We start from the raw sequence: 22,890 nt of genomic DNA, 5'->3' as shown, positions 1-22,890 counted from the left end.
GTGGGTGGGTGTATCGTTCTGCTTTAGTGCATGCCCCCCATATTCAAGGAGCGACCATGGCGACACCGGAACAGCAACACGAGCAGGCGCTGGAACGGTTTCTCGATGAGCGCCCCGAGTTGCGCATCGAACTGGACAACCTCAACCCATTGCTGGCCCAGGCCAAGGGCGAAACCCAGGCGCAGTTTCGTGAGGAGCGTTTGCATGAAGCCTTCGAGGCCGAAGCCGAACGCCTGGGCCTTTTTGCCTGGGAGCTGACCCTGCAACTGACGGCGGCAACAGCCCAGGACTACGAAGCCCAGCGCCTGAATGTGCATCGTGAAGTCGCTGAAATGGCCGGGATGGACTGGCTGGAGTATTGCGAGTTGTATGGACTGAAACCTTAACCCTCGCCGTCCAAGGAGTCTGCCGACGATGCTGCCTTCGTCCACCACCGCCCATGCCAGCCCTGGGCACCTGCACACGCAAAAATGGCGCGGACGCGTCGGCCTGACCCTGGTGGCCGCCCTCTCGGTCCTGGCCGGCATGACCGACGCAATCGGTTTCATGGCGAGCGGCGATTTTGTCTCCTTCATGAGCGGCAACACGACCCGCCTTGCCGTGGCCATCAGCGACGGCGACCTTGGTCTGACCCTTCGCCTGTTGGTCGTGGTAGCCACCTTTGTCATCGGTAATGCCTTGGGCATTCTGGTCAGCCGTATCGGCGGACGACGCGCACTGCCGTTGCTGTTGTGCATCGCCCTGTTGCTGTGCACGGCGGCAGGCTGGCCCTATGACGAGCAACTGCCGGCGCTGCTGGCAGCGATTATCGCCATGGGCATGCTCAACGCCGCCGTCGAGCAAGTGAACGGCCTGCCGGTGGGCCTGACCTACGTCACCGGCGCCCTGTCGCGCTTCGGTCGCGGTCTGGGACGCTGGTTGCTGGGTGAACGCCGTAACGGCTGGCGCGTGCAACTGGTGCCCTGGACCGGGATGTTCGCCGGCGCGGTGCTGGGCGCCCTGCTGGAACATCAATTCGGGCTCCAGGCGTTGTTTGCCAGCGGCGTGCTGGCGGGAGTGCTGGGGGTGGTGTCACTGCAGATTCCCCGGCGGTGGCAGTTGGGGTATATGCCTCGGTAATCATGGCGATCACAAATCCCCTGTGGGAGCGGGCTTGCCCGCGATGAATCCAACAAGGTCCCCAGCGAACACTTGGCCCCTCCCCCCGATAAAGCTTTATCATGGCCGCAGTTCCGCAGATCGAGTTCACCATGAAGTTCGCCATCGCCGTATTCTCCGCCGCCCACGCGCCCTCCTCGCGCCGTGCCTTGCTGTTCGCCCAGGCTGCGCTGGCGGGGGGGCATGAGATTGTCCGGCTGTTTTTCTATCAGGACGGCGTCTACAACGCCTCCGGCAGCGTGGTCACACCCCAGGACGAACAGGACTTGCCCAAACAATGGCGTAACTTCGTCACCGAGCGTCAGTTAGACGGTGTGGTGTGCATCGCCGCCGCCCTGCGTCGAGGGGTGCTCAATGCCGAAGAAGCGACACGATATCAACGCGAAGCCGCCGCCGTGGACGCCCCCTGGGAACTGTCCGGCCTCGGTCAGTTGCATGATGCAGTGCAGGACGCCGACCGCCTGATCTGTTTTGGAGGCGCGTGACATGCCCAAATCCTTGCTGATTGTCAGCCGCCAGGCCCCCTGGTCCGGACCGAGCGCCCGCGAAGCGCTGGATATCGTATTGGCCGGCGGCGCTTTCGACCTGCCGATCGGCCTGCTGTTTCTGGATGATGGCGTGTTTCAACTGGCGTCTAAACAGGACGCCAAGGCCCTGCAACAGAAAGACTTGAGCGCCAATTTGCAGGCCTTGCCGATGTTCGGCGTCGATGAGCTGTTCGTCTGTAGCGACAGCGCCACCGAACGAGGCCTGGCCCCGTCAAGTCTGGCGTTTGAGGAAGTCCAAGCCTTGAACGCCGCTGAAATCACCGCTCTTATTGACCGTTACGACCAGGTGATCACCCTCTGATGTCGACTTTGCATGTGTTGTCTCACTCTCCGTTCGGCGACGATCGCCTGAACAGTTGCCTGCGCCTTATCGGTGCCAACGATGCGTTGCTGCTGACGGGCGACGCGGTGTATGCGTTGCAACCTGCCACCGCTCCGTTCAACGCACTGAGCGCCCGCGCACCGACGCTGTACGTACTCGCCGAGGACGCCCAGGCCCGCGCCCTGGACATTCCCGCCGACGCCCGGGCCATCGATTACCCGGCCTTCGTCGAGTTGTCGCTGCACTACGACAAGGTCAACAGTTGGCTATGAATTCCCTGACCGTCGGCGCCCGCGCCATCGAACTGGACAAGGACGGCTTCCTCGTCGAGCTTGGCGACTGGTCCGCTGAAGTCGCCAGTGCCCTCGCAGCCGCCGAAGACATCGAGTTGAGCCCCGAGCACTGGGAAGTCCTCGAGCTGTTGCGCGCCTTCTACGCCGAATTCCAGTTGTCTCCGGCCACGCGTCCGCTGATCAAATACACCGCCTTGAAACTCGGCCCGGACAAAGGCAACAGCCTGCACCTGAACCGCCTGTTCAAAGGCACTCCTGCCAAACTCGCCGCGAAACTGGCGGGCCTGCCCAAACCGACGAATTGCCTATGACCGACTACCCAGCGTTGACCCTCGAAACGCCCGCCGAGCACCCGTTCGCCCAGTTCGTGCGGATACTGGGCAAAGGCAAGCGCGGCGCCCGCGACCTGACTCGCGAAGAAGCCCGCCAAGCCATGGGCATGGTGCTCGACGAACAGGTCGAGCCAACACAGCTCGGCGCCTTCCTGATGCTCTTGCGGCACAAGGAAGAAAGCGCGGAAGAAATGGCCGGATTCACCGAAGCCTTGCGCGAGCGCTTGCAGGCGCCATCACTTGCGGTCGACCTGGACTGGCCGACCTACGCCGGCAAAAAACGTCATCTGCCGTGGTACCTGCTGGCGGCCAAATGTCTGGCACACAATGGCCTGCGGGTATTCATGCATGGCGGCGGCGCCCACACGGCCGGGCGGCTGTACAGCGAGCAACTGCTGGCGGCGCTGAACATCCCGTTGTGCCGCAACTGGCAGCAAGTGGGTGCCGCGCTGGATCACGGCGGCCTGGCGTTCATGCCGTTGATGGACTGGGCACCGCAGCTGCAGCACATGATCGACCTTCGCAATACCCTGGGTTTGCGCTCGCCGATCCATTCCCTGGCGCGCCTCCTGAACCCGTTGGCCGCCCGATGTGGCCTGCAAAGCATTTTCCACCCCGGCTACCAGGCCGTGCACCGCGAGGCCAGCCGTTTGCTCGGCGACACCGCCATTGTGATCAAGGGCGACGGTGGCGAGATCGAAATCAATCCGGATGCCGACAGCCACCTGTACGGCACGACCGCTGGCGAAAACTGGGACGAGGAGTGGCCGCAGTTGTCGACCCAGCGCCACGTCAAGCCGGCCGCGCTGGACCCTGAGCACCTCAAGGCCGTGTGGCGCGGCGATGTGGTCGACAGTTACCCGCAAATGGCGCTGATTTCGACCATGGCCCTGGCCTTGCGTGGCCTCGGTCAAACTCGCGAACACGCTTTCGAAACCGCCAACCGCTACTGGGATGCGCGAGACAAATCGATTTAATCGATAATAACTGTCTACGATTTGCGCTTTTTTATCGAACCTATAGGAATAGAATCCTCTCCAATGAATATTGGTTTGAGGAGTCGTGGACATGGGTTTGCTCGTAGAAGGTCAATGGCAGGACAAGTGGTACGAAAGCAGCAAGGACGGCGCCTTCCAGCGTGAACAGGCTCAGCGACGCAACTGGGTGACCGCTGACGGCCAACCTGGCCCGAGCGGTGTGGGTGGCTTTGCCGCCGAGGCCGGTCGTTATCACCTTTACGTTTCGCTGGCCTGTCCCTGGGCCCATCGCACGCTGATCCTTCGCAAACTCAAAGGCTTGGAAGACCTGATCGATGTCTCCGTGGTCAGTTGGCTGATGCTCGAAAACGGTTGGACCTTCGACCAGACACTCGGCTCCACCGGCGACAAGCTCGATCACTTTGACTTCATGCACCAGCGCTACACCGCCGACACCGCCGACTACACCGGCCGCGTGACCGTACCGGTATTGTGGGACAAGCAACAAAACCGCATCGTCAGCAATGAATCGGCGGAGATCATCCGCATGTTCAACACCGCCTTCGACGATCTGACGGGCAATGACCTGGACTTCTACCCCGCCCCGCTACGCGGCGAGATCGCTGCACTGAACGAGCGGATTTATCCTGCGGTGAACAACGGGGTGTACCGCGCAGGCTTCGCCACCTCGCAACAGGCCTACGAAGACGCCTTCGATGGATTGTTCGCAGAACTGGATTACCTGGAAGGACTGCTCGGCGCCAATCGCTACCTGGCCGGCCAATACCTGACCGAAGCCGACATCCGCTTGTTCACCACGCTGATCCGTTTTGACGCGGTGTACCACGGACACTTCAAATGCAACCTGCGGCGCATTGCCGATTACCCGAACCTGTCGAACTGGCTGCGGGAAATCTACCAGTGGCCAGGCGTTGCCGAGACCGTGGATTTCACCCACATCAAGAATCACTACTACGGCAGCCACAAAACCATCAACCCGACGGGTGTAGTACCCAAAGGTCCGGAGCAGGACTTCACCGGGGCTCATGACCGGGCGCGATTGAGTGGCAAAGGGGTTTGGCGCAGGGCATGAGATTGTTAAAAGCATCGCGGGCAAGCCCGCTCCCACAGGTGCAGCGGCGCATCTGTAGGAGCGGGCTTGCCCGCGATGGGCTCGACGCGGTCAGACCTGCGCCTGCGCCCCTTCAAACCACGCCAGCTTCTCGCGCAACTGCACGACTTCCCCAACAATCACCAGCGTCGGCGCATGCACTTCATGCTCTGCCACCATTTCCGACAGGTTGGCCAGGGTGCCGGTAAACACCCGCTGGTTGGTGGTGGTGCCCTGCTGGATCAACGCCGCCGGGGTATCGGCCGCGCGACCGTGCTGGATCAACTGCTCGCAAATGACCGGCAAGCCCACCAGCCCCATGTAAAACACCAGGGTCTGCGAAGGCGAGACCAGGTCGGCCCACGGCAGGTCGGTGGTGCCATCCTTGAGGTGCCCAGTGACGAACCGCACCGACTGCGCGTAATCACGATGCGTCAGCGGTATCCCCGCATACGCCGCACAACCGCTGGCCGCCGTAATGCCCGGCACAACCTGGAACGGGATGCCCTGAGCCGCCAGCTCTTCGATCTCTTCACCGCCACGGCCGAAGATGAACGGATCACCGCCCTTCAACCGCACCACGCGCTTGCCCTGTTTGGCCAGGTCCACCAGATGCTGGTTGATCTGATCCTGAGGCACCGCGTGATCGGCGCGGCGTTTGCCGACGTAGACGCGCTCGGCGTCTCGACGGCACAGCTCAAGGATTGCCGGCGCCACCAGGCGGTCGTACAACACCACATCGGCCTGCTGCATAAGACGTAGCGCACGGAAAGTCAGCAGGTCGGGATCACCCGGCCCCGCCCCCACCAGATAGACCTCACCCGTGGCCACTGGCGCTTCACCGGCGATCTTCGCCTGTAACAGGCGTTCGGCTTCGGCACCCTGCCCGGCCAGTTGGCGGTCGGCAATCGGCCCCTGGAACACGTCCTCCCAGAACGCCCGGCGTTGCTGCACATCCGGGAACAAGCCCTTGACCTGATTGCGAAAACGCGCTGCCAGGCCGGCCAGTTGACCGTAGGTCGAAGGAATCCAGGTTTCCAGCTTGGCGCGGATCAGTCGCGCCAGCACCGGCGCATCGCCACCGCTGGACACGGCAATGATCAACGGCGAACGATCGACGATCGCCGGGAAAATTACGCTGCACAACGCAGGCGCATCCACCACGTTGACCGGCACGCAACGCCGGTGGGCGTCGGCGGAAACCCGTGCGTTCAACGGTTCGTCGTCGGTGGCGGCGATGATCAGCGCACAACCGTCCATATCCGTTTCGCTATAACCACGCAACAGGCACTCGCCACCGCTGCCGGCGACCAGTTCGCGCAACTGTGATTCGATTTCAGGTGCAACCACCCGCAACTGCGCACCGGCATCGGCCAGCAGGCGGGACTTGCGCAAGGCAATCTCCCCCCCGCCGACGACCAACACACGACTGCCGCGCAGGTTATGAAACAGCGGCAGATAGTCCATTTAACCGATGACCTCGAGGCCACCCATGTACGGCTTCAGTACGTCCGGCACGCGGATCGAACCGTCGGCCTGCTGGTAGTTTTCCAGCACCGCCACCAGGGTACGACCGACCGCGAGGCCGGAACCGTTGAGGGTATGTACCAACTCAGGCTTGCCGGTTTCCGGATTGCGGAAGCGCGCTTGCATGCGACGGGCCTGGAAGTCACCGCAGTTGGAGCACGACGAGATTTCGCGGTATTTGTCCTGGCTCGGAATCCACACTTCCAGATCGTAGGTCTTGACCGCGCTGAAACCCATGTCGCCGGTGCACAGCGCCAGGGTGCGGTAAGGCAGTTCCAGCAGTTGCAGGACTTTCTCGGCGTTGGCGGTCAGCCCTTCCAGCGCTTCCATGGATTTGCCCGGCTCGACGATCTGTACCATTTCGACCTTGTCGAATTGGTGCTGGCGGATCATGCCGCGGGTATCGCGACCCGAGGCGCCCGCTTCACTGCGGAAGCACGGCGTGTGAGCAACGAACTTGATCGGCAGCAGTTTCGCATCGACGATTTCGCCGGCCACGATGTTGGTCAGCGACACTTCGGCGGTCGGGATCAGGTACAGGTCGGCTTCGCCTTCGCGACCGATCTTGAACAGGTCTTCTTCGAATTTCGGCAACTGGCCGGTGCCTTGCAACGCCGGAGCCTGGACCAGATACGGCGTATAGGCCTCTTCGTAGCCATGCTCGGTGACGTGCAGGTTGATCATGAACTGCGCCAGGGCGCGGTGCAGGCGGGCAATCGGGCCGCGCAACAGGGCGAAGCGTGCGCCGGACAGCTTGGCAGCGGTCTCGAAGTCGAGCCAGCCGAACTTTTCGCCCAGTGCGACGTGGTCTTGCACCGGGAAATCAAACGCCGTTGGTGTCCCCCAGCGACGCACTTCAACGTTGCCCTCTTCGTCAGCACCGACCGGCACGGATTCATGCGGCAGGTTGGGGATGCCCAGCAGGATCGAGTCCAGTTCGGTCTGGATCGCGTCCAGCTCGACCTTGCCGGCACTCAATTCATTGGCCATGCGCTCGACGTCCGCCATCAACGGCGCAATGTCTTCGCCGCGCTGCTTGGCCTGACCGATGGATTTGGAGCGCGCATTACGTTCAGCCTGCAGTGCTTCGGTGCGGGTCTGGACGGTCTTGCGCTGTTCTTCCAGCGCTTCGATGCGCGCAACGTCCAGCGTGTAGCCACGGGAGGTCAGGCGGTCCGCTACGTTCTGAAGATCGCTACGTAACAGTTTGGAATCGAGCATGTCGGTCTCTCGTTATCAAAGTTTGGTCAAGGACAGGCCAGCCCACGTGGCGAGCAGCCCGCCGAATACGCTGATGGCAGCATAGCCCAGGGCCAGCGGCACCTGCCCGCTTTCCAGCAGGCGCACCGTATCCAGTGAAAAGGACGAAAAAGTCGTCAGCCCCCCGAGGAAGCCGACCATCAACCCGGCGCGTACCTCGATCGGTACTTCCGGGCGTATCAAAAACAGGCCGTATAAAACGCCGATCAGCAAACAGCCGACGATATTAACGGCGAGCGTCGCGGTATAGAAGTGCCGCGGCCAATTGGCATTGATCCAATTGCCGGTGGCGAAGCGCAACAAAGTACCGGCCATCCCGCCGACGGACACCGCAACGATCAATGGGACCACTATTTTCTCCGCTGCCTTGGGCTCATTCGATCCAGTTGTGCGAGGTGATTGAGCTTCTCGCCGATCTTCAATTCCAGGCCGCGTGGCACGGGTTGATAGAAGGGTTGCGGCTCAAGCTCCTCGGGAAAGTAGTCTTCGCCGGCCGCGTAGGCATCCGGTTCGTCATGGGCGTAGCGGTACTCGTCGCCGTAACCCAGTTGCTTCATCAGTTTGGTCGGCGCGTTGCGCAAATGCAGAGGCACTTCAAGCGAGCCGTGTTCGGCAGCACTGCGCATCGCGGCCTTGAAACCCATGTACACCGCGTTGCTCTTTGGTGCACAAGCCAGGTAGGTGATGGCCTGAGCCACCGCCAGCTCACCTTCCGGGCTGCCGAGGCGCTCCTGCACGTCCCAGGCCGCCAGGCACAGGCTCAGTGCACGCGGGTCGGCGTTGCCGATGTCTTCACTGGCCATGCGCACTACACGCCGGGCAAGGTACAACGGGTCACAACCGCCATCGATCATCCGCGCAAACCAGTACAGTGCGCCATCGGGGTTGGAGCCACGCACCGATTTGTGCAGTGCAGAAATCTGGTCATAGAACGCCTCGCCGCCCTTGTCGAAACGTCGACGGGTGTCGCCAAGCAGGCTCTGCAACAAGTCGACGCCGATCTCGCTGTCGTCCTCGGCAAGGTCCGAAGCGTTTTCCAGCAGGTTGAGCAGACGCCGGCCATCACCATCAGCCGCGGACAACAGCATCTGGAAACCTTCGTCGCTGATCGTCAGGTGACGCTTGCCCAGCCCGCGCTCCTCAGTCAGCGCACGTTGCACCAGTTTGCGCAACGCGGATTCGTCGAGGCTTTTAAGCACATAGACCCTCGCCCGAGACAGTAACGCGTTGTTGAGTTCGAACGAGGGGTTTTCGGTGGTGGCGCCGATGAAGATCAGCGTGCCGTCTTCGACATAGGGCAGGAATGCGTCCTGCTGCGACTTGTTGAAGCGGTGCACCTCATCGACGAACAGAATGGTGCGCTTGCCGTACTGGCCAGCCTGCTGCTTGGCGATTTCCACCGCCTGGCGGATTTCCTTCACCCCGGCCAGGACTGCCGAGACGGTTTCGAAGTGCGCGTCCGAGACTTCCGCCAGCAACCGCGCCAGGGTGGTCTTGCCCACGCCGGGCGGCCCCCAGAAGATCATCGAGTGCAGCGCACCCTGTTCCAGCGCCTCGCGCAAGGGCTTGCCGCGAGCGAGCACGTGCTCCTGACCGACGTACTCGTCCAGGTTAGCCGCACGCAGGCGGGCGGCCAGCGGCTGGGCAATCGGGGCGCTGCGAAACAGGTCCATCACGTGCCTTTAAAACCTCGTTTATCTGGGTATCACCTTCACCTGTAGGAGCGAATTTATTCGCGATAGTCGTCAACGATGACGCTGGGAACCTGACACCCAGCGGCGTTCTTGAGTCCATCGCGAGCAAGCTCGCTCCTACAGGAGACCGCGTTATTCCTGGATCACGTCGGCACCCTTGGGTACATCGAACTTGAATTTGGACGCCGGGATCGGCTCGTTGGCCTTCACGCCAGTGAACAGGATATTGGTGCGCTGACCGACGCTGTCGATCAGTTGCATGTCATTGACCAGGCCATTGCGGAACGACAGGCGCAGACTGTCAAACAGGGTGTCCTTGGTTTTCGGCTTCAAGGTGAAGTCGATCACGCCGCCGGCTTCCTTGGCGCTGATGTCGAAACTCTGGCTGATCTTGGACACATCGCCCGACAGCAGCAGCGCCGGCGTCTGGCTCAGGCGCAGGTCGAGGGTTTTGATGGTCGCCTGCTCAAGGTCCGGGTCCCATAGCGTCACTTTCTTGCCGTCGGACACCACGACCTGCTCGGCCGGCGCATCGGTGTGCCAGTAGAAAAGACCCGGCCGCTGGACGGACATCTCGCCCGCCGTTTCCTGCAATTGCGTACCGCTGCCATCAAGGGTCAGCTGCGAGAAACGTGCAGTCAGGGTCTGGGATTTTTCCAGAAGTTGAGTCAGGCGCGCCACATCCTTGTCATCGGCGTGGGCCGAAAGCGTGGTCAAAGCCAGTACCGGCAACAACAGCATGCGGATCAGACGCATGGGAGTCCTCAATTACGATGGTGGGAGTGCGGGTGGCACCGGGGGTGCCACCCTTTCAATATCCGGTCAGTCGCGCACCGGACCAGGGGCCAGGACTTCACGCGAGCCGTTGGTATTCATGGCCGTCACGACCCCGGCCATTTCCATGGCCTCGATCATGCGCGCGGCGCGGTTGTAGCCGATTTTCAACTTGCGCTGAACCGCGGAAATGGACGCCCGGCGGCTTTCCAGCACGAACTGCACCGCCTCGTCGTACAAAGCGTCGGCTTCCGGGTCATCACCGTCGCCACCGCCGCTGCTGCTTTCGAAGCCACTGCCGGCCTCTTCGACACCGTTGAGGATGTCGTCGTTGTACTCCGGCGCGCCACGCAGTTTCCAGGCCTCGACGACCCGATGAACCTCATCGTCGGACACGAAGGCGCCGTGGACACGGATCGGCAGGCTGGTGCCCGGCGGCATATAGAGCATGTCACCGTGGCCCAGCAGTTGCTCGGCACCACCCTGGTCGATGATGGTCCGCGAGTCGATCTTGCTCGACACCTGGAACGCCATACGGGTCGGGATGTTGGCCTTGATCAGACCGGTAATCACGTCCACCGACGGCCGCTGGGTCGCGAGGATCAGGTGGATACCCGCCGCCCGCGCCTTCTGCGCGATACGGGCGATCAGTTCTTCAACCTTCTTGCCAACGATCATCATCATGTCGGCGAATTCGTCGACCACCACGACGATGGTCGGCAGTTTCTGCAACAGCGGCGCTTCGTCGTGGATGCTTTCGCGCTTGTACAGCGGATCGCTCAACGGCTCGCCAGCGTCGATGGCTTCCTTGACCTTGGCGTTGAAGCCCGACAGGTTGCGCACGCCCATCTTCGCCATCAGCTTGTAGCGACGCTCCATCTCGGCCACGCTCCAGCGCAGGGCGTTGGCCGCGTCTTTCATGTCGGTGACCACCGGGCACAGCAGGTGCGGAATGCCTTCGTAGATCGACAGCTCGAGCATTTTCGGGTCGATCATGATCAGCTTGGCGTCATCCGGGCCGGACTTGAACAGGATCGAGAGGATCATCGCGTTCACACCCACCGACTTACCGGAACCGGTGGTACCGGCCACCAGCAGGTGCGGCATCTTCGCCAAGTCAGTGATGACCGGTTTACCGCCGATGTCATGACCCAGGGCCAGGGTGACGGGAGATTTGAAATTGTCGTACTCAGGCGTCGAGAGCACTTCGGAGAAGCGCACGATCTGCCGGTCTTCGTTGGGAATCTCGATACCGACGGTGGTCTTGCCCGGAATCACTTCCACCACCCGCACGCTGGTCACAGCCAGGGATCGCGCCAGGTCCTTGGCCAGGTTGGCGATGCGACTGACTTTCACACCCGCGGCCGGCTGGATTTCGTAACGGGTAATCACCGGGCCCGGGTGGATCGAATCCACCGTGACCTCGACACCAAACTCCTTGAGTTTGATCTCCAGCAAATGACCGACGGCCGCCAGGGATTCAGGGGAATAGTTGAGCTGTTTCTTTTCGGCAGGGTCGAGAATCGAGATCGGTGGCAAGGTGCCTTCGACGGCGCTGTCGACGAACAGCGGAACCTGTTTTTCCTTTTCCACTCGTTTGCTTGGCGCGGCAGGCTTGATCGGCGCAGGGGCGATGACCGGAGGCACCTGCTTCTCGCGTTCGGACATGTGCTTGCTCAGGGCCTGTTCGCGCTCGATCAGGCGCTCCTTGACCTTGGCCTGCTCGCGTTTGTCCGTCACGGTAGGAGCGACCACGTCATGGACGCGATCGTCGACTTCACGCAATTGTGCGACCAGTTGCTTGCGCTCGACGCGCGACGACCACCACCGATTCGCTGCGCTCTGCACCAACTCGAACAGGTCGAGAGTGATCTTGCCGGTAATGTCCATCACCTTGAACCACGACAGGTCGGTGAAGACGGTCAGGCCAAACAGGAACAGGGCGATGAACAGCAAGGTGCTGCCCTGGATGTTGAACGCGTTGCGGGCGAGGTCGCCAAGGCTCTCGCCCAATGCGCCACCCGCGCCGGCCGGCAGCCCCGTCGGGGTATGGAAATGGATGTGCGCCAGCGCGGCGCCCGACAGCACCAGAAACACCAGGCCAATCAGGCGCCAGGAGAACAGCCAGCCGCTCCATTGCCAGGGTTCATGACGCTGGCGGAAGATCTGATAAACCTTGATCGCCAGCAGCAGCGGGAAGATGTAAGCGAAATAACCCAGCACCATGAACAGGATGTCGGCGCTGTAGGAGCCGGCCGGACCGCCGAAGTTCTGCACGTCGTCGATCTTGCTGTTGTGGCTCCAGCCCGGATCGTCCTTGCCATAGGTCAGCAAGGCCATCATCAGGAACAGGCACAGGGCGCCGATGGCGATCAATGCACCTTCCTTGAGTCGGTAGTGCAAATTCTGGCGCCAGATCGGAACAACGGCTGGTTTCGGTGCTGCAGTGGATTTCTTCAAAACGCTACTTTTCCTGCGCCGCCAACGGCGCGTCCATCTGTTGAATGACTATAAAAACTGCCCATTCCAGGCAGGTAAAAAATTAACGAGCGCGACCGAGACTACTTTTAACATTGCGCTCCCGTTTTTATAAACACGGTGCACACTGCTTATTTTGTTACAAGCCGCATTGTACGGGTTTGTCTCGCTGAAGCCACGGCTCAGACGCCCGCATCAAGAATAGCCAACAATGCGCTCGAAGCGACGTAATTTGAGCACGCATTACCTTTTGTGACAAAGGCTTATGGATGCTTTTCGATATTGACTGCAAGTTGTGCGCGGCGCCATAGCGCTCGCTTACGACCACATCGCTCGCGCCAAGTTGCAACCTTGCGCGTGTAACCAGGATGTACGTATCAATGCCTCGCGCCCGGGCGAGACGGCCCCGACGCAAGGCAAATGGTGAAAATTGCTCGACGACATTCCCGCCATTTGGTTGCAAACTTCATGCAGGCACCCCGCCCTCCCCTTCTGTAAGTCCGGACGCCATGCTGACCTGGTTACAACGCAACTCCCTGACCTTCCCGCCACTGGAAAAAGCCATGCGCGACCCCAATGGGTTGCTGGCGGCCGGCGGCGACCTGTCCGCCGATCGCCTGGTCCAGGCTTATCGCCATGGCTGCTTTCCCTGGTTTTCCGAAGGGCAGCCGATTTTGTGGTGGTCACCTGACCCACGCACGGTGCTGTTTCCCGACGAACTGCACGTCTCGCGCAGCCTGAGCAAATTATTGCGCCAACAGCGCTATCAGGTGACGTTCGACCAGGACTTCGCCGCGGTCATCCACGCCTGCGCCGCGCCCCGGGCCTACGCCGACGGTACCTGGATTACCGAAACAATGTGCAATGCCTACCTCGAACTGCACCGCCGTGGATATGCCCATAGCGTTGAAGTCTGGGACGATGGCCAACTGGTCGGCGGCCTGTACGGCCTGGCGATGGGCCAACTGTTTTTCGGCGAGTCGATGTTCAGTCGCGCCGACAACGCTTCCAAGTTTGGCTTTGCCAAGCTGGTCAAACATCTGAAAGACTCGGGTTTCGTGCTGATCGATTGCCAGATGCCCACCGATCACCTGCACAGCCTCGGCGCCCGCGCCATCCCACGCCAGGACTTCGCCGGCTACCTGGCGCGACACCTGGACCAACCCAACCGCGCCACCTGGGTTTGCTGAGCGACATTGGCGCGCTTGGCTTACACTTATTCAAAAGCTTATCCCGAGGGTTGATCATGACCGAGTTGGCGCGTTTGAAGTTCTATGCCACTCAACCCCACTCTTGCAGTTACCTGCCCGAGGAGCAGGCCACCACGCTGTTTCTCGACCCCAGCCAGCCCATGGATGTGCATGTTTATGCAGACCTGTCGGAAATGGGTTTTCGTCGCAGCGGCGATCATCTTTACCGGCCACACTGCCAGAACTGCAATGCGTGCGTGCCGGCGCGCATTCCCGTCGCGCAGTTTGTACCCAACCGTCAGCAGAAACGCATCTTCAAGCGCAATGCCGACCTGCAAGTACGCCCCGCCAAACCCAAGTTCAGCGAAGAATACTTCGAGCTGTACCAGCGCTACATCGAACAGCGCCACGCCGATGGCGACATGTATCCGCCCAGTCGCGATCAATTTTCGACCTTTCTGGTACGCGACCTGCCGTTTTCGCGTTTTTATGAGTTTCGGCTCAATGGCCAGCTTCTGGCCGTGGCCGTGACCGACTTGCTGCCCAATGGCCTGTCGGCGGTCTACACCTTCTATGAACCCAACGAAGAACGACGCAGCCTGGGGCGCTATGCGATCCTCTGGCAGATCGCCGAGACCCAACGCCTGCAACTGGAAGCGGTGTACCTGGGCTACTGGATCAAGAACTGCAAAAAGATGAGTTACAAGACCCAATATCGCCCCATTGAACTGCTGATTAACCAGCGATGGGTCATCCTGAACTAGAACCCCTTGGCGTAAACCCCATTTTTCGGGCACAATGCACGCCGCTTTTGCCTGGCGCAGTTGCACCGGGCCATTCATTGGACACCGAGGGCTTTACTGCATGTCGAAAGAAGACAGCTTCGAAATGGAAGGCACTGTCGTCGACACCCTGCCCAACACCATGTTTCGCGTGGAGTTGGAAAATGGGCACGTCGTAACCGCGCACATCTCCGGCAAGATGCGCAAGAACTACATTCGTATTCTTACCGGCGACAAAGTGCGCGTCGAGCTGACTCCCTATGACTTGAGCAAAGGGCGCATCACTTACCGCGCTCGTTAATCAAGTCAATACAAGACGCCCGGCTTTGGCCGGGCGTTTTTGTTTGTGCGGGAGTGCACTCCCCCCTGTAGGAGCGAGCATGCTCGCGATGCGCGCAGAGACACCGCTTGGTGTCAGACGCCCAGCGTTATCGTTGGCGCCCATCGCGAGCATGCTCGCTCCTACAGTCGCGCGGCGATATGAAAAAAGGCGCCTTTCGGCGCCTTTTTCCTTGCAGCAGTCAAACATCAGGCCATTTCGGCAGTGGTCTCGAAATCGAAGGTCAGCTCGCCATCCTTGATGTCGATATGCACCACACCACCATGGTCCGCCAGTTCGCCAAACAGGATCTCTTCCGCCAGCGGACGCTTGATCTTGTCCTGGATCAAACGCGCCATCGGCCGAGCTCCCATTGCCGAGTCGTAGCCACCCTGCGCCAGCCAACTGCGCGCTGCATCGGTCACTTCCAGCTGCACGCGCTTGTCTTCCAGTTGCGCCTGAAGCTCGGTAAGGAACTTGTCCACCACGCTTTTGATGACCTCATGGCTGAGGCGACCAAATTGGATAATGGTGTCCAGGCGGTTGCGGAACTCAGGCGTGAAGCTCTTCTTGATCACTTCCATCGCATCGGACGAGTGGTCCTGATGAGTGAAACCGATAGAAGCCCGCGCTGCGGTTTCGGCACCGGCGTTGGTCGTCATGATGACGATGACGTTACGGAAATCCGCCTTGCGTCCGTTGTTATCGGTCAGCGTACCGTGGTCCATGACCTGCAACAGCAGGTTGAAGACTTCCGGATGCGCCTTCTCGATTTCATCGAGCAACAATACACAGTGAGGCTGCTTGGTAATGGCTTCGGTCAGCAAACCGCCCTGATCGAACCCGACGTAGCCTGGAGGCGCACCGATGAGACGCGAGACCGTGTGGCGCTCCATGTACTCGGACATGTCGAATCGCACAAGCTCGACACCCAGAGCCTTGGCCAATTGCCGCGCTGCCTCGGTCTTACCTACCCCGGTAGGCCCTGCGAACAGGAACGAACCGACGGGTTTGTCCGGCGACTTGAGGCCGGCACGGGACAGCTTGATGGCGGTGGCCAGCGAATCGATGGCCGCGTCCTGGCCGAACACCGTCAGCTTCAGGTCACGCTCGAGCTTACGCAGCAGCTCCTTGTCGGAACTGGTGACGTGTTTTGGCGGTATCCGCGCAATTTTCGCGACGATGTCCTCGACCTGAGGCACTTCGATGCGTTTCACGCGTTTTTCCGCCGGCTGCAGACGCTGGTAGGCGCCCGCCTCGTCGATGACGTCGATCGCCTTGTCCGGCATGTGCCGATCATTGATGTAGCGCGAAGCGAGTTCAGCGGCAGCGCGCAAGGCTTCATCACTGTATTCGATGTTGTGATGCAGCTCGAAGCGCCCTTTCAGGCCGCGCAGGATACCCACGGTATCTTCCACCGAAGGTTCCGACACATCGACCTTCTGGAAGCGTCGCGCCAGGGCGCGGTCTTTTTCGAAGATCCCGCGAAACTCCTGGAAGGTAGTCGAACCGATGCAGCGGATATCACCGGACGACAGCAGCGGCTTGAGCAGGTTCGAGGCATCCATGACGCCACCGGACGCAGCCCCTGCACCGATGATGGTGTGGATTTCGTCGATGAACAGGATCGCCTGCGGGCGTTTTTTCAGCTCGCCGAGCAGCGCCTTGAAGCGCTTCTCGAAATCGCCACGGTATTTGGTCCCGGCCAGCAAGGCGCCCAGATCGAGGGAGTACACCACGCTGTTGGCCAGAAGGTCCGGCACCTGGTTGTCGACAATGCGCTTGGCCAGGCCCTCGGCGATCGCGGTTTTACCCACGCCCGCCTCGCCGACCAGCAGCGGGTTGTTTTTGCGGCGCCGCGCAAGAATCTGAGCAACGCGCTCGACTTCGAGCTCACGACCCACCAGCGGATCGATCCGCCCCTGGCGCGCGAGTTCGTTGAGATTGCTGGCATAAGCATCCAGGGGATTGCCTGAAGAAGAAGACTCACCGCCCTCGTCGTCCTGCATATCTTGCTCACCTTCAGAGTGATCGCCATGCCCCGGCACCTTGGAAATGCCATGGGCGATGTAGTTGACGACATCGATGCGCGCAACGCTCTGCTGTTTCAGCAGGAACACTGCCTGACTTTCCTGTTCACTGAAGATTGCAACCAGCACGTTGGCGCCAGTCACTTCGCGTTTGCCCGAGCTCTGTACATGGAAGACAGCACGTTGCAGAACACGCTGGAAGCCCAGGGTTGGCTGGGTTTCGCGGTCCTCGTCATGAACGGGGATCAATGGCGTGGTGGAGTCGATGAACTCCTGCAGGTCATGCTTGAGTTTGTCGAGGTTTGCGCCGCAGGCACGCAAAACGGTGGCGGCAGCCTCATTATCCAATAGGGCCAGCAGGAGATGCTCGACGGTCATGAACTCATGACGCTTCGAACGGGCCTCCTTGAAGGCTAGATTGAGGGTGACTTCGAGCTCGCGGTTTAACATAGCTTCACCTCATACCCAAGTGGTCGGCGATTAACCGTCCTTCTCGATTTCACAGAGTAGCGGATGCTGGCTTTCCCTGGCGTACTGGTTGACCTGCATGGCCTTGGTCTCGGCAATGTCGCGGGTAAACACTCCACATACTGCCCGTCCTTCGGTATGGACGGCCAGCATGACCTTGGTCGCCAGCTCGCGATTCAGATTAAAAAACACCTCGAGCACTTCGACGACGAAATCCATCGGTGTGTAGTCATCATTGAACAAAACCACCTTGTACATCGGCGGCGCCTGTAAAGCAGGCTTGGCCTCCTGAACAGCAATGCCTGCGGAATCGTCGTCGTGTTCCTCCGGGCGATCATTCTGGAGAGTCGGGCGATCCTGATTGAATGTTAGTCGAATCTGGCTGATTGCATGCATGGAAAGAAAGGTTCGTCAGTTGTGCAAATACAGTATTGGGGGCGGTTTTCAACGATTTCAACACCGGCAGCCGGGTCGCCTTGACTATCGGCAAAACGGTGTTACAACCAATAGAGCCCACAGTGGGTAAAAAAGGTCCGTGGAGTCAATCATATTTAAAGATTTGGCTGCGGATGTCTGGATGATACTCCAGTGATGGAGTCCGTTGCAGAGGGATATGTGTATGGCAGTCGGCAAGGTGAAGTGGTTCAACAATGCAAAGGGGTATGGCTTCATCAACGAGGAAGGCAAGTCGGAAGACCTGTTTGCCCATTACTCGGCCATCAAGATGGACGGCTACAAGACCCTGAAGGCTGGCCAGGCTGTATCCTTCAAAATCATCCAGGGCCCCAAGGGGCTGCATGCGGTGGATATTAATGACGCAGCGGTCAAGAATCCCGAGACACCGGCAGTTGCAGCGCTCAACAGCGCGCATGACACCGTCCCGAACTGACCTGCCCGCCGATACCCAGCCATAAAAAAACCGCCCCGCTCAAGTGATTGAGCCGAGCGGTTTTTTGGCTGCTTGCGGGTTTACATGTGCTTGATCAGCGCCTCGCCGAACCCGGAAGACGATACCAGGGTGGCGCCCTCCATCAGGCGCTCGAAGTCATAGGTCACCGTCTTGGCCTTGATCGCTCCGTTGGTGCCCTTGATGATCAGGTCCGCCGCCTCGGTCCAGCCCAGGTGACGCAGCATCATCTCGGCCGACAGGATGACTGAACCCGGGTTGACCTGATCCTTGCCAGCGTACTTCGGCGCGGTGCCATGGGTCGCTTCGAACATGGCCACGGTGTCGGACAGGTTGGCGCCCGGCGCGATGCCGATGCCGCCCACCTCTGCCGCCAATGCGTCGGAGAGATAATCGCCGTTGAGGTTCAGGGTTGCGATCACGTCATATTCGGCAGGACGCAGCAGGATCTGCTGGAGCATGGCGTCGGCGATGGCATCCTTGACGATGACTTCGCGACCGGTTTTCGGGTTCTTGAACTTCATCCATGGGCCGCCATCGAGCAGCTCGGCGCCGAATTCGTTCTTCGCCACCTCATAGCCCCAGTCCTTGAAGGCACCTTCGGTGAATTTCATGATGTTGCCCTTGTGTACGATGGTCAGCGACTTGCGGTCGTTGTCCACCACGTACTGCAGAGCCTTGCGCACCAGACGCTGGGTGCCCTCTTTCGAGACCGGCTTGATGCCGATGCCGCAGTCCTGGTCGAAACGGATCTTGGTGACGCCCATTTCTTCCTTCAGGAACTTGATAACCTTGTTGGCCTCAGGCGAACCGGCCTTCCACTCGATACCGGCGTAGATGTCTTCGGAGTTCTCGCGGAAAATCACCATGTCGACGTCGCCAGGTTTTTTCACCGGGCTTGGCACGCCTTCAAACCACACCACCGGGCGCAGGCAGACGTACAGGTCCAGTTGTTGGCGCAGGGCTACGTTAAGCGAACGGATACCGCCACCGACTGGCGTGGTCAGCGGTCCCTTGATGGAAACCACATAGTCTTTCACGGCATCCAGGGTTTCCTGGGGCAGCCAGGTGTCCTGGTCATAAACCTGGGTGGCTTTCTCGCCGGCATAGACTTCCATCCAGGAAATCTTGCGCTTGCCCCCATAGGCCTTTTCCACGGCAGCATCAACCACTTTGATCATTACGGGACTGACATCGACGCCAATACCGTCCCCTTCGATGAACGGGATGATCGGATTGTCAGGAACATTGAGAGAATGGTCTGCATTGACGGTGATTTTGCCACCGACGGCTGGAACCTGAATCTTCTTGTAACCCATGCTGAACTCCATTATTTGGATTGAACATCTGGCTTGGTTCGAACATACCCCAGTTGAATCGGCGCGCAAACCCTATGTTCCACCCATCTGCCGCAAAGCCACGCAGTTAGTGCCCTACAAGCCTGAAAACCAAGGGAAAAGCGCCAAACTCAAGCACGTGCCACGACTCTACGCTCCAGGCCTGCCTGCGACCTTTAGACCAATGGACGACAATCGTTGCATATGAACCATCGGCAGATTGCCAGCTACCTATGTATAATGCCGCCCGCTGACCACAGAGTCACGACGGCCGACCTCTCCTGCAACTGTATTAGTAGCCGAGATCTCGGGCCTGAAAAGCAGGGCTGTTATCACCGCCCATACGCTTGCCGCTCGACTGATGCACCCAACATCACCGCGCACAAATCTCGACATTCGGCTCATGGATGACTTTGAACGAACGCGCTTATCCGGCGCACCTCGAGTTTCTGCGCACGCTTTAGCATAGAAGAGAGAGTTAATCCGAATATGCCCACCCGCTCGAAGATCATCTATACCTTCACCGACGAAGCCCCAGCCCTCGCCACCTATTCTCTGTTGCCTATCGTAGAGGCGTTCACCGCCTCGGCTGATATCGCCGTGGAAACCCGCGATATCTCTCTTGCAGGGCGCATCCTGGCCAGCTTCCCCGAGCAACTGGGTGACAAAGCCGTAGCCGACCACCTCGCCGAACTGGGCGACCTGGCCGTTACGCCTGAAGCCAACATCATCAAGCTGCCTAACATCAGCGCCTCGGTTCCACAGCTGCAAGCCGCGATCAAGGAACTGCAAGCCCAGGGCTACGCGCTGCCGGACTATCCGGAAACCGTGACCAACGACGCCGACAAAGACGCCAAGGCGCGTTATGACAAGATCAAGGGCAGCGCCGTGAACCCGGTCCTGCGCGAAGGCAACTCTGACCGTCGCGCGCCGCTGTCGGTCAAGAACTACGCACGCAAGCACCCGCACAAAATGGGCGCCTGGGCCAAGGACTCCAAGTCCCACGTCGCGCACATGAGCACCGGCGATTTCTACGGCAGCGAAAAGGCCGCCCTGATCGACGCCGCTGGCGCCGTTAAAATCGAGCTGATCGCTCAAAACGGCACCGCCACCGTTCTGAAGGAAAAGACCACCGTACAAGCGGGTGAGATCCTCGATTGCGCCGTGATGAGCAAAAACGCCCTGCGCGCGTTCATCGCTGCCGAAATCGACAGCGCCAAGCAACAAGGCGTACTGCTGTCGGTTCACCTCAAAGCCACCATGATGAAGGTTTCCGACCCCATCATGTTCGGCCAGATCGTTGCCGAGTTCTACAAGGACGCACTGGCCAAGCACGCTGACGTGCTGGCACAGATCGGCTTCAACCTGAACAACGGCATTGGCGACCTGTACGCGCGCATCAAATCCCTGCCAGCCGAACAGCAAGCCGCCATCGAAGCCGACATCCAGGCGGTCTACGCCGTTCGTCCGGCGCTGGCCATGGTCAACTCCGACAAGGGCATCACCAACCTGCACGTGCCGAGCGACGTCATCGTCGACGCCTCGATGCCGGCCATGATCCGTGACTCGGGCAAGATGTGGGGCACCGACGGTCAACTGCACGACACCAAGGCTGTGATCCCGGACCGCTGCTACGCCACCATCTACCAGGCCGTGATCGAAGATTGCAAAGCCAACGGTGCGTTCGATCCGACCACCATGGGCAGCGTGCCAAACGTTGGCCTGATGGCCAAAAAAGCCGAAGAGTATGGCTCGCACGACAAGACTTTCCAGATCAAGAGCAACGGCGTTGTCCGCGTAACGGACAGCAACGGTACCCTGCTGCTGGAACAGTCGGTTGAAGCCGGCGACATCTTCCGCATGTGCCAGACCAAAGACGCGCCGATCCAGGACTGGGTCAAACTGGCCGTCAACCGTGCTCGCGCCAGCAGCACTCCGGCCATTTTCTGGCTGGACCCAATGCGCGCCCACGACGGCGTGGTGATCGAGAAGGTTCAGGCTTACCTGAAGGATCACGACACCGCTGGCCTGGACATCCAGATCATGGCTCCAGTCGACGCAATGAAGTACACCCTGCAGCGCACCCGCGAAGGGAAGGACACCATTTCGGTGACCGGTAACGTACTGCGCGACTACCTGACCGACCTGTTCCCGATCATGGAATTGGGCACCAGCGCCAAGATGCTGTCGATCGTGCCGCTGATGAATGGCGGTGGCCTGTTCGAAACCGGCGCCGGCGGTTCGGCACCCAAGCACGTTCAACAACTGCTGGAAGAGAACTTCCTGCGCTGGGACTCCCTGGGTGAGTTCCTGGCTCTGGCCGCTTCTCTGGAGCACCTGGGCGTGAACTACAACAACCCCAAGGCGCTGGTTCTGGCCAAGACCCTGGACCAGGCCACTGGCCAGTTCCTGGACAACAACAAGTCGCCATCGCGCAAAGTCGGCAACATCGACAACCGCGGCAGCCACTTCTACCTGGCACTGTACTGGGCCCAGGCCCTGGCCGCCCAGACCGAAGACGCTGCACTGCAAGCGCAGTTCGCGACCCTGGCCAAGACACTGGCCGAGAACGAGGCAACCATCGTTGCCGAGCTCAACGCCGTGCAGGGCAAGCCAGTTGATATCGGTGGTTACTACCACGCCGATGCCGAGCTGATCAGCAAGGCCATGCGTCCGAGCGCTACGCTGAACGCGGCGATTGCTGCACTGGTGTAAAGTTGTAAAGCTGCAAGCGAACCCCGGCCCAGTGCCGGGGTTTGTGTTTCTGGCCCTCACCCCCTGTAGGAGCTGGCTTGCCGGCGATGGCGATTCATCTCTCACCATTGATGCAGGCTGACCCACCGCTATCGCTGGCAAGCCAGCTCCTACAGGGGTTAGTGTGATGACATTTATACATCGAGGACACCCATGGACTGGCAACCCCACATCACCGTCGCCACCATCGTCGAAGACAACGGCCGCTTCCTGATGGTCGAAGAGACCAAACACGGGCGCAACGTGCTCAACCAGCCCGCCGGCCACCTCGACCCCAATGAGACCCTGATCGAAGCCGCCGTGCGCGAAACTCTCGAGGAAACCGGCTGGGACGTCGAGCCGACCGGCGTACTGGGTATCTACCTGTACACCGCCCTCAGCAACGGCGTGACCTACCAACGGGTCTGCTTCATTGCCAAGGCTCTTAAACACCACCCCGACTATCAACTGGACGACGGCATCGTCGGCGCCCGGTGGCTGACCCGTGATGAATTGATCGAGCAGCGAGAACACTGGCGCAGCGAGTTGATCATGCGTTGCATCGATGATTATCTGGACGGTAAACGCTTCGCCCTCGAACTGATCCGCCCTTCTCTTTAGCCTTGTGGACCGCAGCCTGATAGAATCGC

At 60.1% G+C, this 22,890-nt stretch carries 23 protein-coding genes; 14 read left to right on the top strand and 9 right to left on the bottom strand.

The window, feature by feature from the left end; genetic code table 11:
• Positions 1-56 precede the first annotated feature (56 nt).
• The 8 genes from AB4N64_RS06110 (at position 57) to AB4N64_RS06075 (ending at position 4,723) form a co-directional block, all read left to right on the top strand.
• The gene (locus tag AB4N64_RS06110) at positions 57-386 is read left to right on the top strand and encodes a DUF6388 family protein (RefSeq protein WP_460122925.1); all 330 of its coding nucleotides are present in this window, start codon (positions 57-59) and stop codon (positions 384-386) included.
• Between the two features lie 28 nt (positions 387-414).
• Positions 415-1,119, top strand: a complete 705-nt coding sequence (locus tag AB4N64_RS06105; protein ID WP_460122922.1) for a YoaK family protein — start codon at positions 415-417, stop codon at positions 1,117-1,119.
• A gap of 131 nt (positions 1,120-1,250) precedes the next feature.
• The gene (gene tusD, locus AB4N64_RS06100; protein WP_460126628.1) at positions 1,251-1,643 is read left to right on the top strand and encodes a sulfurtransferase complex subunit TusD; all 393 of its coding nucleotides are present in this window, start codon (positions 1,251-1,253) and stop codon (positions 1,641-1,643) included.
• A 1-nt stretch (position 1,644) separates the two neighbouring features.
• On the top strand, positions 1,645-2,007 hold the full coding sequence (gene tusC, locus AB4N64_RS06095; RefSeq protein WP_460122920.1) for a sulfurtransferase complex subunit TusC: 363 nt from the start codon (positions 1,645-1,647) through the stop codon (positions 2,005-2,007).
• Positions 2,007-2,300 carry a sulfurtransferase complex subunit TusB gene (gene tusB / locus AB4N64_RS06090; protein ID WP_460122917.1) on the top strand — a complete coding sequence of 98 codons (294 nt, stop codon included), beginning with the start codon at positions 2,007-2,009 and terminating at the stop codon, positions 2,298-2,300. Before tusC ends, tusB begins: the two co-directional genes overlap by 1 nt.
• Positions 2,297-2,632 (top strand): TusE/DsrC/DsvC family sulfur relay protein, encoded by a 336-nt coding sequence (locus AB4N64_RS06085; RefSeq protein WP_460122914.1) that lies wholly within the window; start codon positions 2,297-2,299, stop codon positions 2,630-2,632. The genes tusB and AB4N64_RS06085 overlap by 4 nt, the downstream gene beginning before the upstream one ends.
• Before the next feature lie 14 nt (positions 2,633-2,646).
• Complete coding sequence (locus AB4N64_RS06080) at positions 2,647-3,630, top strand: glycosyl transferase family protein (RefSeq protein ID WP_460126625.1); 984 nt, start codon at positions 2,647-2,649, stop codon at positions 3,628-3,630.
• Between the two features lie 91 nt (positions 3,631-3,721).
• On the top strand, positions 3,722-4,723 hold the full coding sequence (locus tag AB4N64_RS06075) for a glutathione S-transferase family protein (protein WP_460122911.1): 1,002 nt from the start codon (positions 3,722-3,724) through the stop codon (positions 4,721-4,723).
• A gap of 90 nt (positions 4,724-4,813) precedes the next feature.
• Here the strand turns inward: AB4N64_RS06075 and cysG are convergent, their stop codons facing one another.
• The 6 genes from cysG to AB4N64_RS06045 all read right to left on the bottom strand — a co-directional run bounded on the left by cysG (position 4,814) and on the right by AB4N64_RS06045 (position 12,456).
• Positions 4,814-6,208: a siroheme synthase CysG gene (gene cysG, locus AB4N64_RS06070; RefSeq protein WP_460122908.1), complete on the bottom strand. Its 1,395-nt coding sequence runs from the start codon at positions 6,206-6,208 to the stop codon at positions 4,814-4,816.
• Positions 6,209-7,489 carry a serine--tRNA ligase gene (gene serS / locus AB4N64_RS06065; RefSeq protein ID WP_460122905.1) on the bottom strand — a complete coding sequence of 427 codons (1,281 nt, stop codon included), beginning with the start codon at positions 7,487-7,489 and terminating at the stop codon, positions 6,209-6,211. It lies immediately after the preceding gene.
• Between the two features lie 15 nt (positions 7,490-7,504).
• Entirely contained in the window at positions 7,505-7,879 is a 375-nt protein-coding gene (crcB, locus tag AB4N64_RS06060) for a fluoride efflux transporter CrcB (protein WP_460122902.1), read from the bottom strand.
• Positions 7,879-9,201, bottom strand: coding sequence for a replication-associated recombination protein A (locus tag AB4N64_RS06055; RefSeq protein WP_460122900.1), 1,323 nt, complete (start codon positions 9,199-9,201; stop codon positions 7,879-7,881). Before AB4N64_RS06055 ends, crcB begins: the two co-directional genes overlap by 1 nt.
• Before the next feature lie 153 nt (positions 9,202-9,354).
• Positions 9,355-9,978 carry an outer membrane lipoprotein chaperone LolA gene (gene lolA, locus AB4N64_RS06050; RefSeq protein ID WP_460122897.1) on the bottom strand — a complete coding sequence of 208 codons (624 nt, stop codon included), beginning with the start codon at positions 9,976-9,978 and terminating at the stop codon, positions 9,355-9,357.
• 66 nt (positions 9,979-10,044) lie between these two features.
• A complete protein-coding gene (locus AB4N64_RS06045; RefSeq protein ID WP_460122894.1) occupies positions 10,045-12,456 on the bottom strand; it encodes a DNA translocase FtsK in 2,412 nt (803 codons plus the stop codon).
• Positions 12,457-12,983: 527 nt separating this feature from the next.
• Here AB4N64_RS06045 and aat point away from each other — a divergent pair.
• From aat to infA, 3 genes are all read left to right on the top strand, one after another.
• Positions 12,984-13,664: a leucyl/phenylalanyl-tRNA--protein transferase gene (gene aat, locus AB4N64_RS06040; RefSeq protein ID WP_460122891.1), complete on the top strand. Its 681-nt coding sequence runs from the start codon at positions 12,984-12,986 to the stop codon at positions 13,662-13,664.
• Positions 13,665-13,720: 56 nt separating this feature from the next.
• Positions 13,721-14,428: an arginyltransferase gene (locus tag AB4N64_RS06035; RefSeq protein ID WP_460122888.1), complete on the top strand. Its 708-nt coding sequence runs from the start codon at positions 13,721-13,723 to the stop codon at positions 14,426-14,428.
• Positions 14,429-14,528: 100 nt separating this feature from the next.
• Complete coding sequence (gene infA, locus AB4N64_RS06030) at positions 14,529-14,747, top strand: translation initiation factor IF-1 (RefSeq protein ID WP_002553999.1); 219 nt, start codon at positions 14,529-14,531, stop codon at positions 14,745-14,747.
• Positions 14,748-14,974: 227 nt separating this feature from the next.
• Here the strand turns inward: infA and clpA are convergent, their stop codons facing one another.
• Positions 14,975-17,245 carry an ATP-dependent Clp protease ATP-binding subunit ClpA gene (gene clpA, locus AB4N64_RS06025; protein WP_460122885.1) on the bottom strand — a complete coding sequence of 757 codons (2,271 nt, stop codon included), beginning with the start codon at positions 17,243-17,245 and terminating at the stop codon, positions 14,975-14,977.
• A 30-nt stretch (positions 17,246-17,275) separates the two neighbouring features.
• The gene (gene clpS, locus AB4N64_RS06020) at positions 17,276-17,659 is read right to left on the bottom strand and encodes an ATP-dependent Clp protease adapter ClpS (protein ID WP_192304177.1); all 384 of its coding nucleotides are present in this window, start codon (positions 17,657-17,659) and stop codon (positions 17,276-17,278) included.
• 223 nt (positions 17,660-17,882) lie between these two features.
• Between clpS and cspD the strand changes: the two genes are divergently transcribed.
• Positions 17,883-18,152 (top strand): cold shock domain-containing protein CspD, encoded by a 270-nt coding sequence (cspD, locus tag AB4N64_RS06015; RefSeq protein ID WP_460122882.1) that lies wholly within the window; start codon positions 17,883-17,885, stop codon positions 18,150-18,152.
• 80 nt (positions 18,153-18,232) lie between these two features.
• Here the strand turns inward: cspD and icd are convergent, their stop codons facing one another.
• Positions 18,233-19,489, bottom strand: a complete 1,257-nt coding sequence (gene icd, locus AB4N64_RS06010; RefSeq protein ID WP_460122879.1) for an NADP-dependent isocitrate dehydrogenase — start codon at positions 19,487-19,489, stop codon at positions 18,233-18,235.
• Between the two features lie 507 nt (positions 19,490-19,996).
• Here icd and AB4N64_RS06005 point away from each other — a divergent pair.
• Positions 19,997-22,222 carry an NADP-dependent isocitrate dehydrogenase gene (locus tag AB4N64_RS06005; RefSeq protein ID WP_460122876.1) on the top strand — a complete coding sequence of 742 codons (2,226 nt, stop codon included), beginning with the start codon at positions 19,997-19,999 and terminating at the stop codon, positions 22,220-22,222.
• A 192-nt stretch (positions 22,223-22,414) separates the two neighbouring features.
• Positions 22,415-22,861: an NUDIX hydrolase gene (locus AB4N64_RS06000; RefSeq protein WP_460122873.1), complete on the top strand. Its 447-nt coding sequence runs from the start codon at positions 22,415-22,417 to the stop codon at positions 22,859-22,861.
• The last annotated feature ends 29 nt before the right edge of the window (positions 22,862-22,890 follow it).

The organism is Pseudomonas sp. S2_C03, from assembly GCF_054668405.1.
The sequence above is the reverse complement of the archived record's forward strand: the minus strand, read 5'-3'. Positions and strand labels throughout refer to the sequence as shown.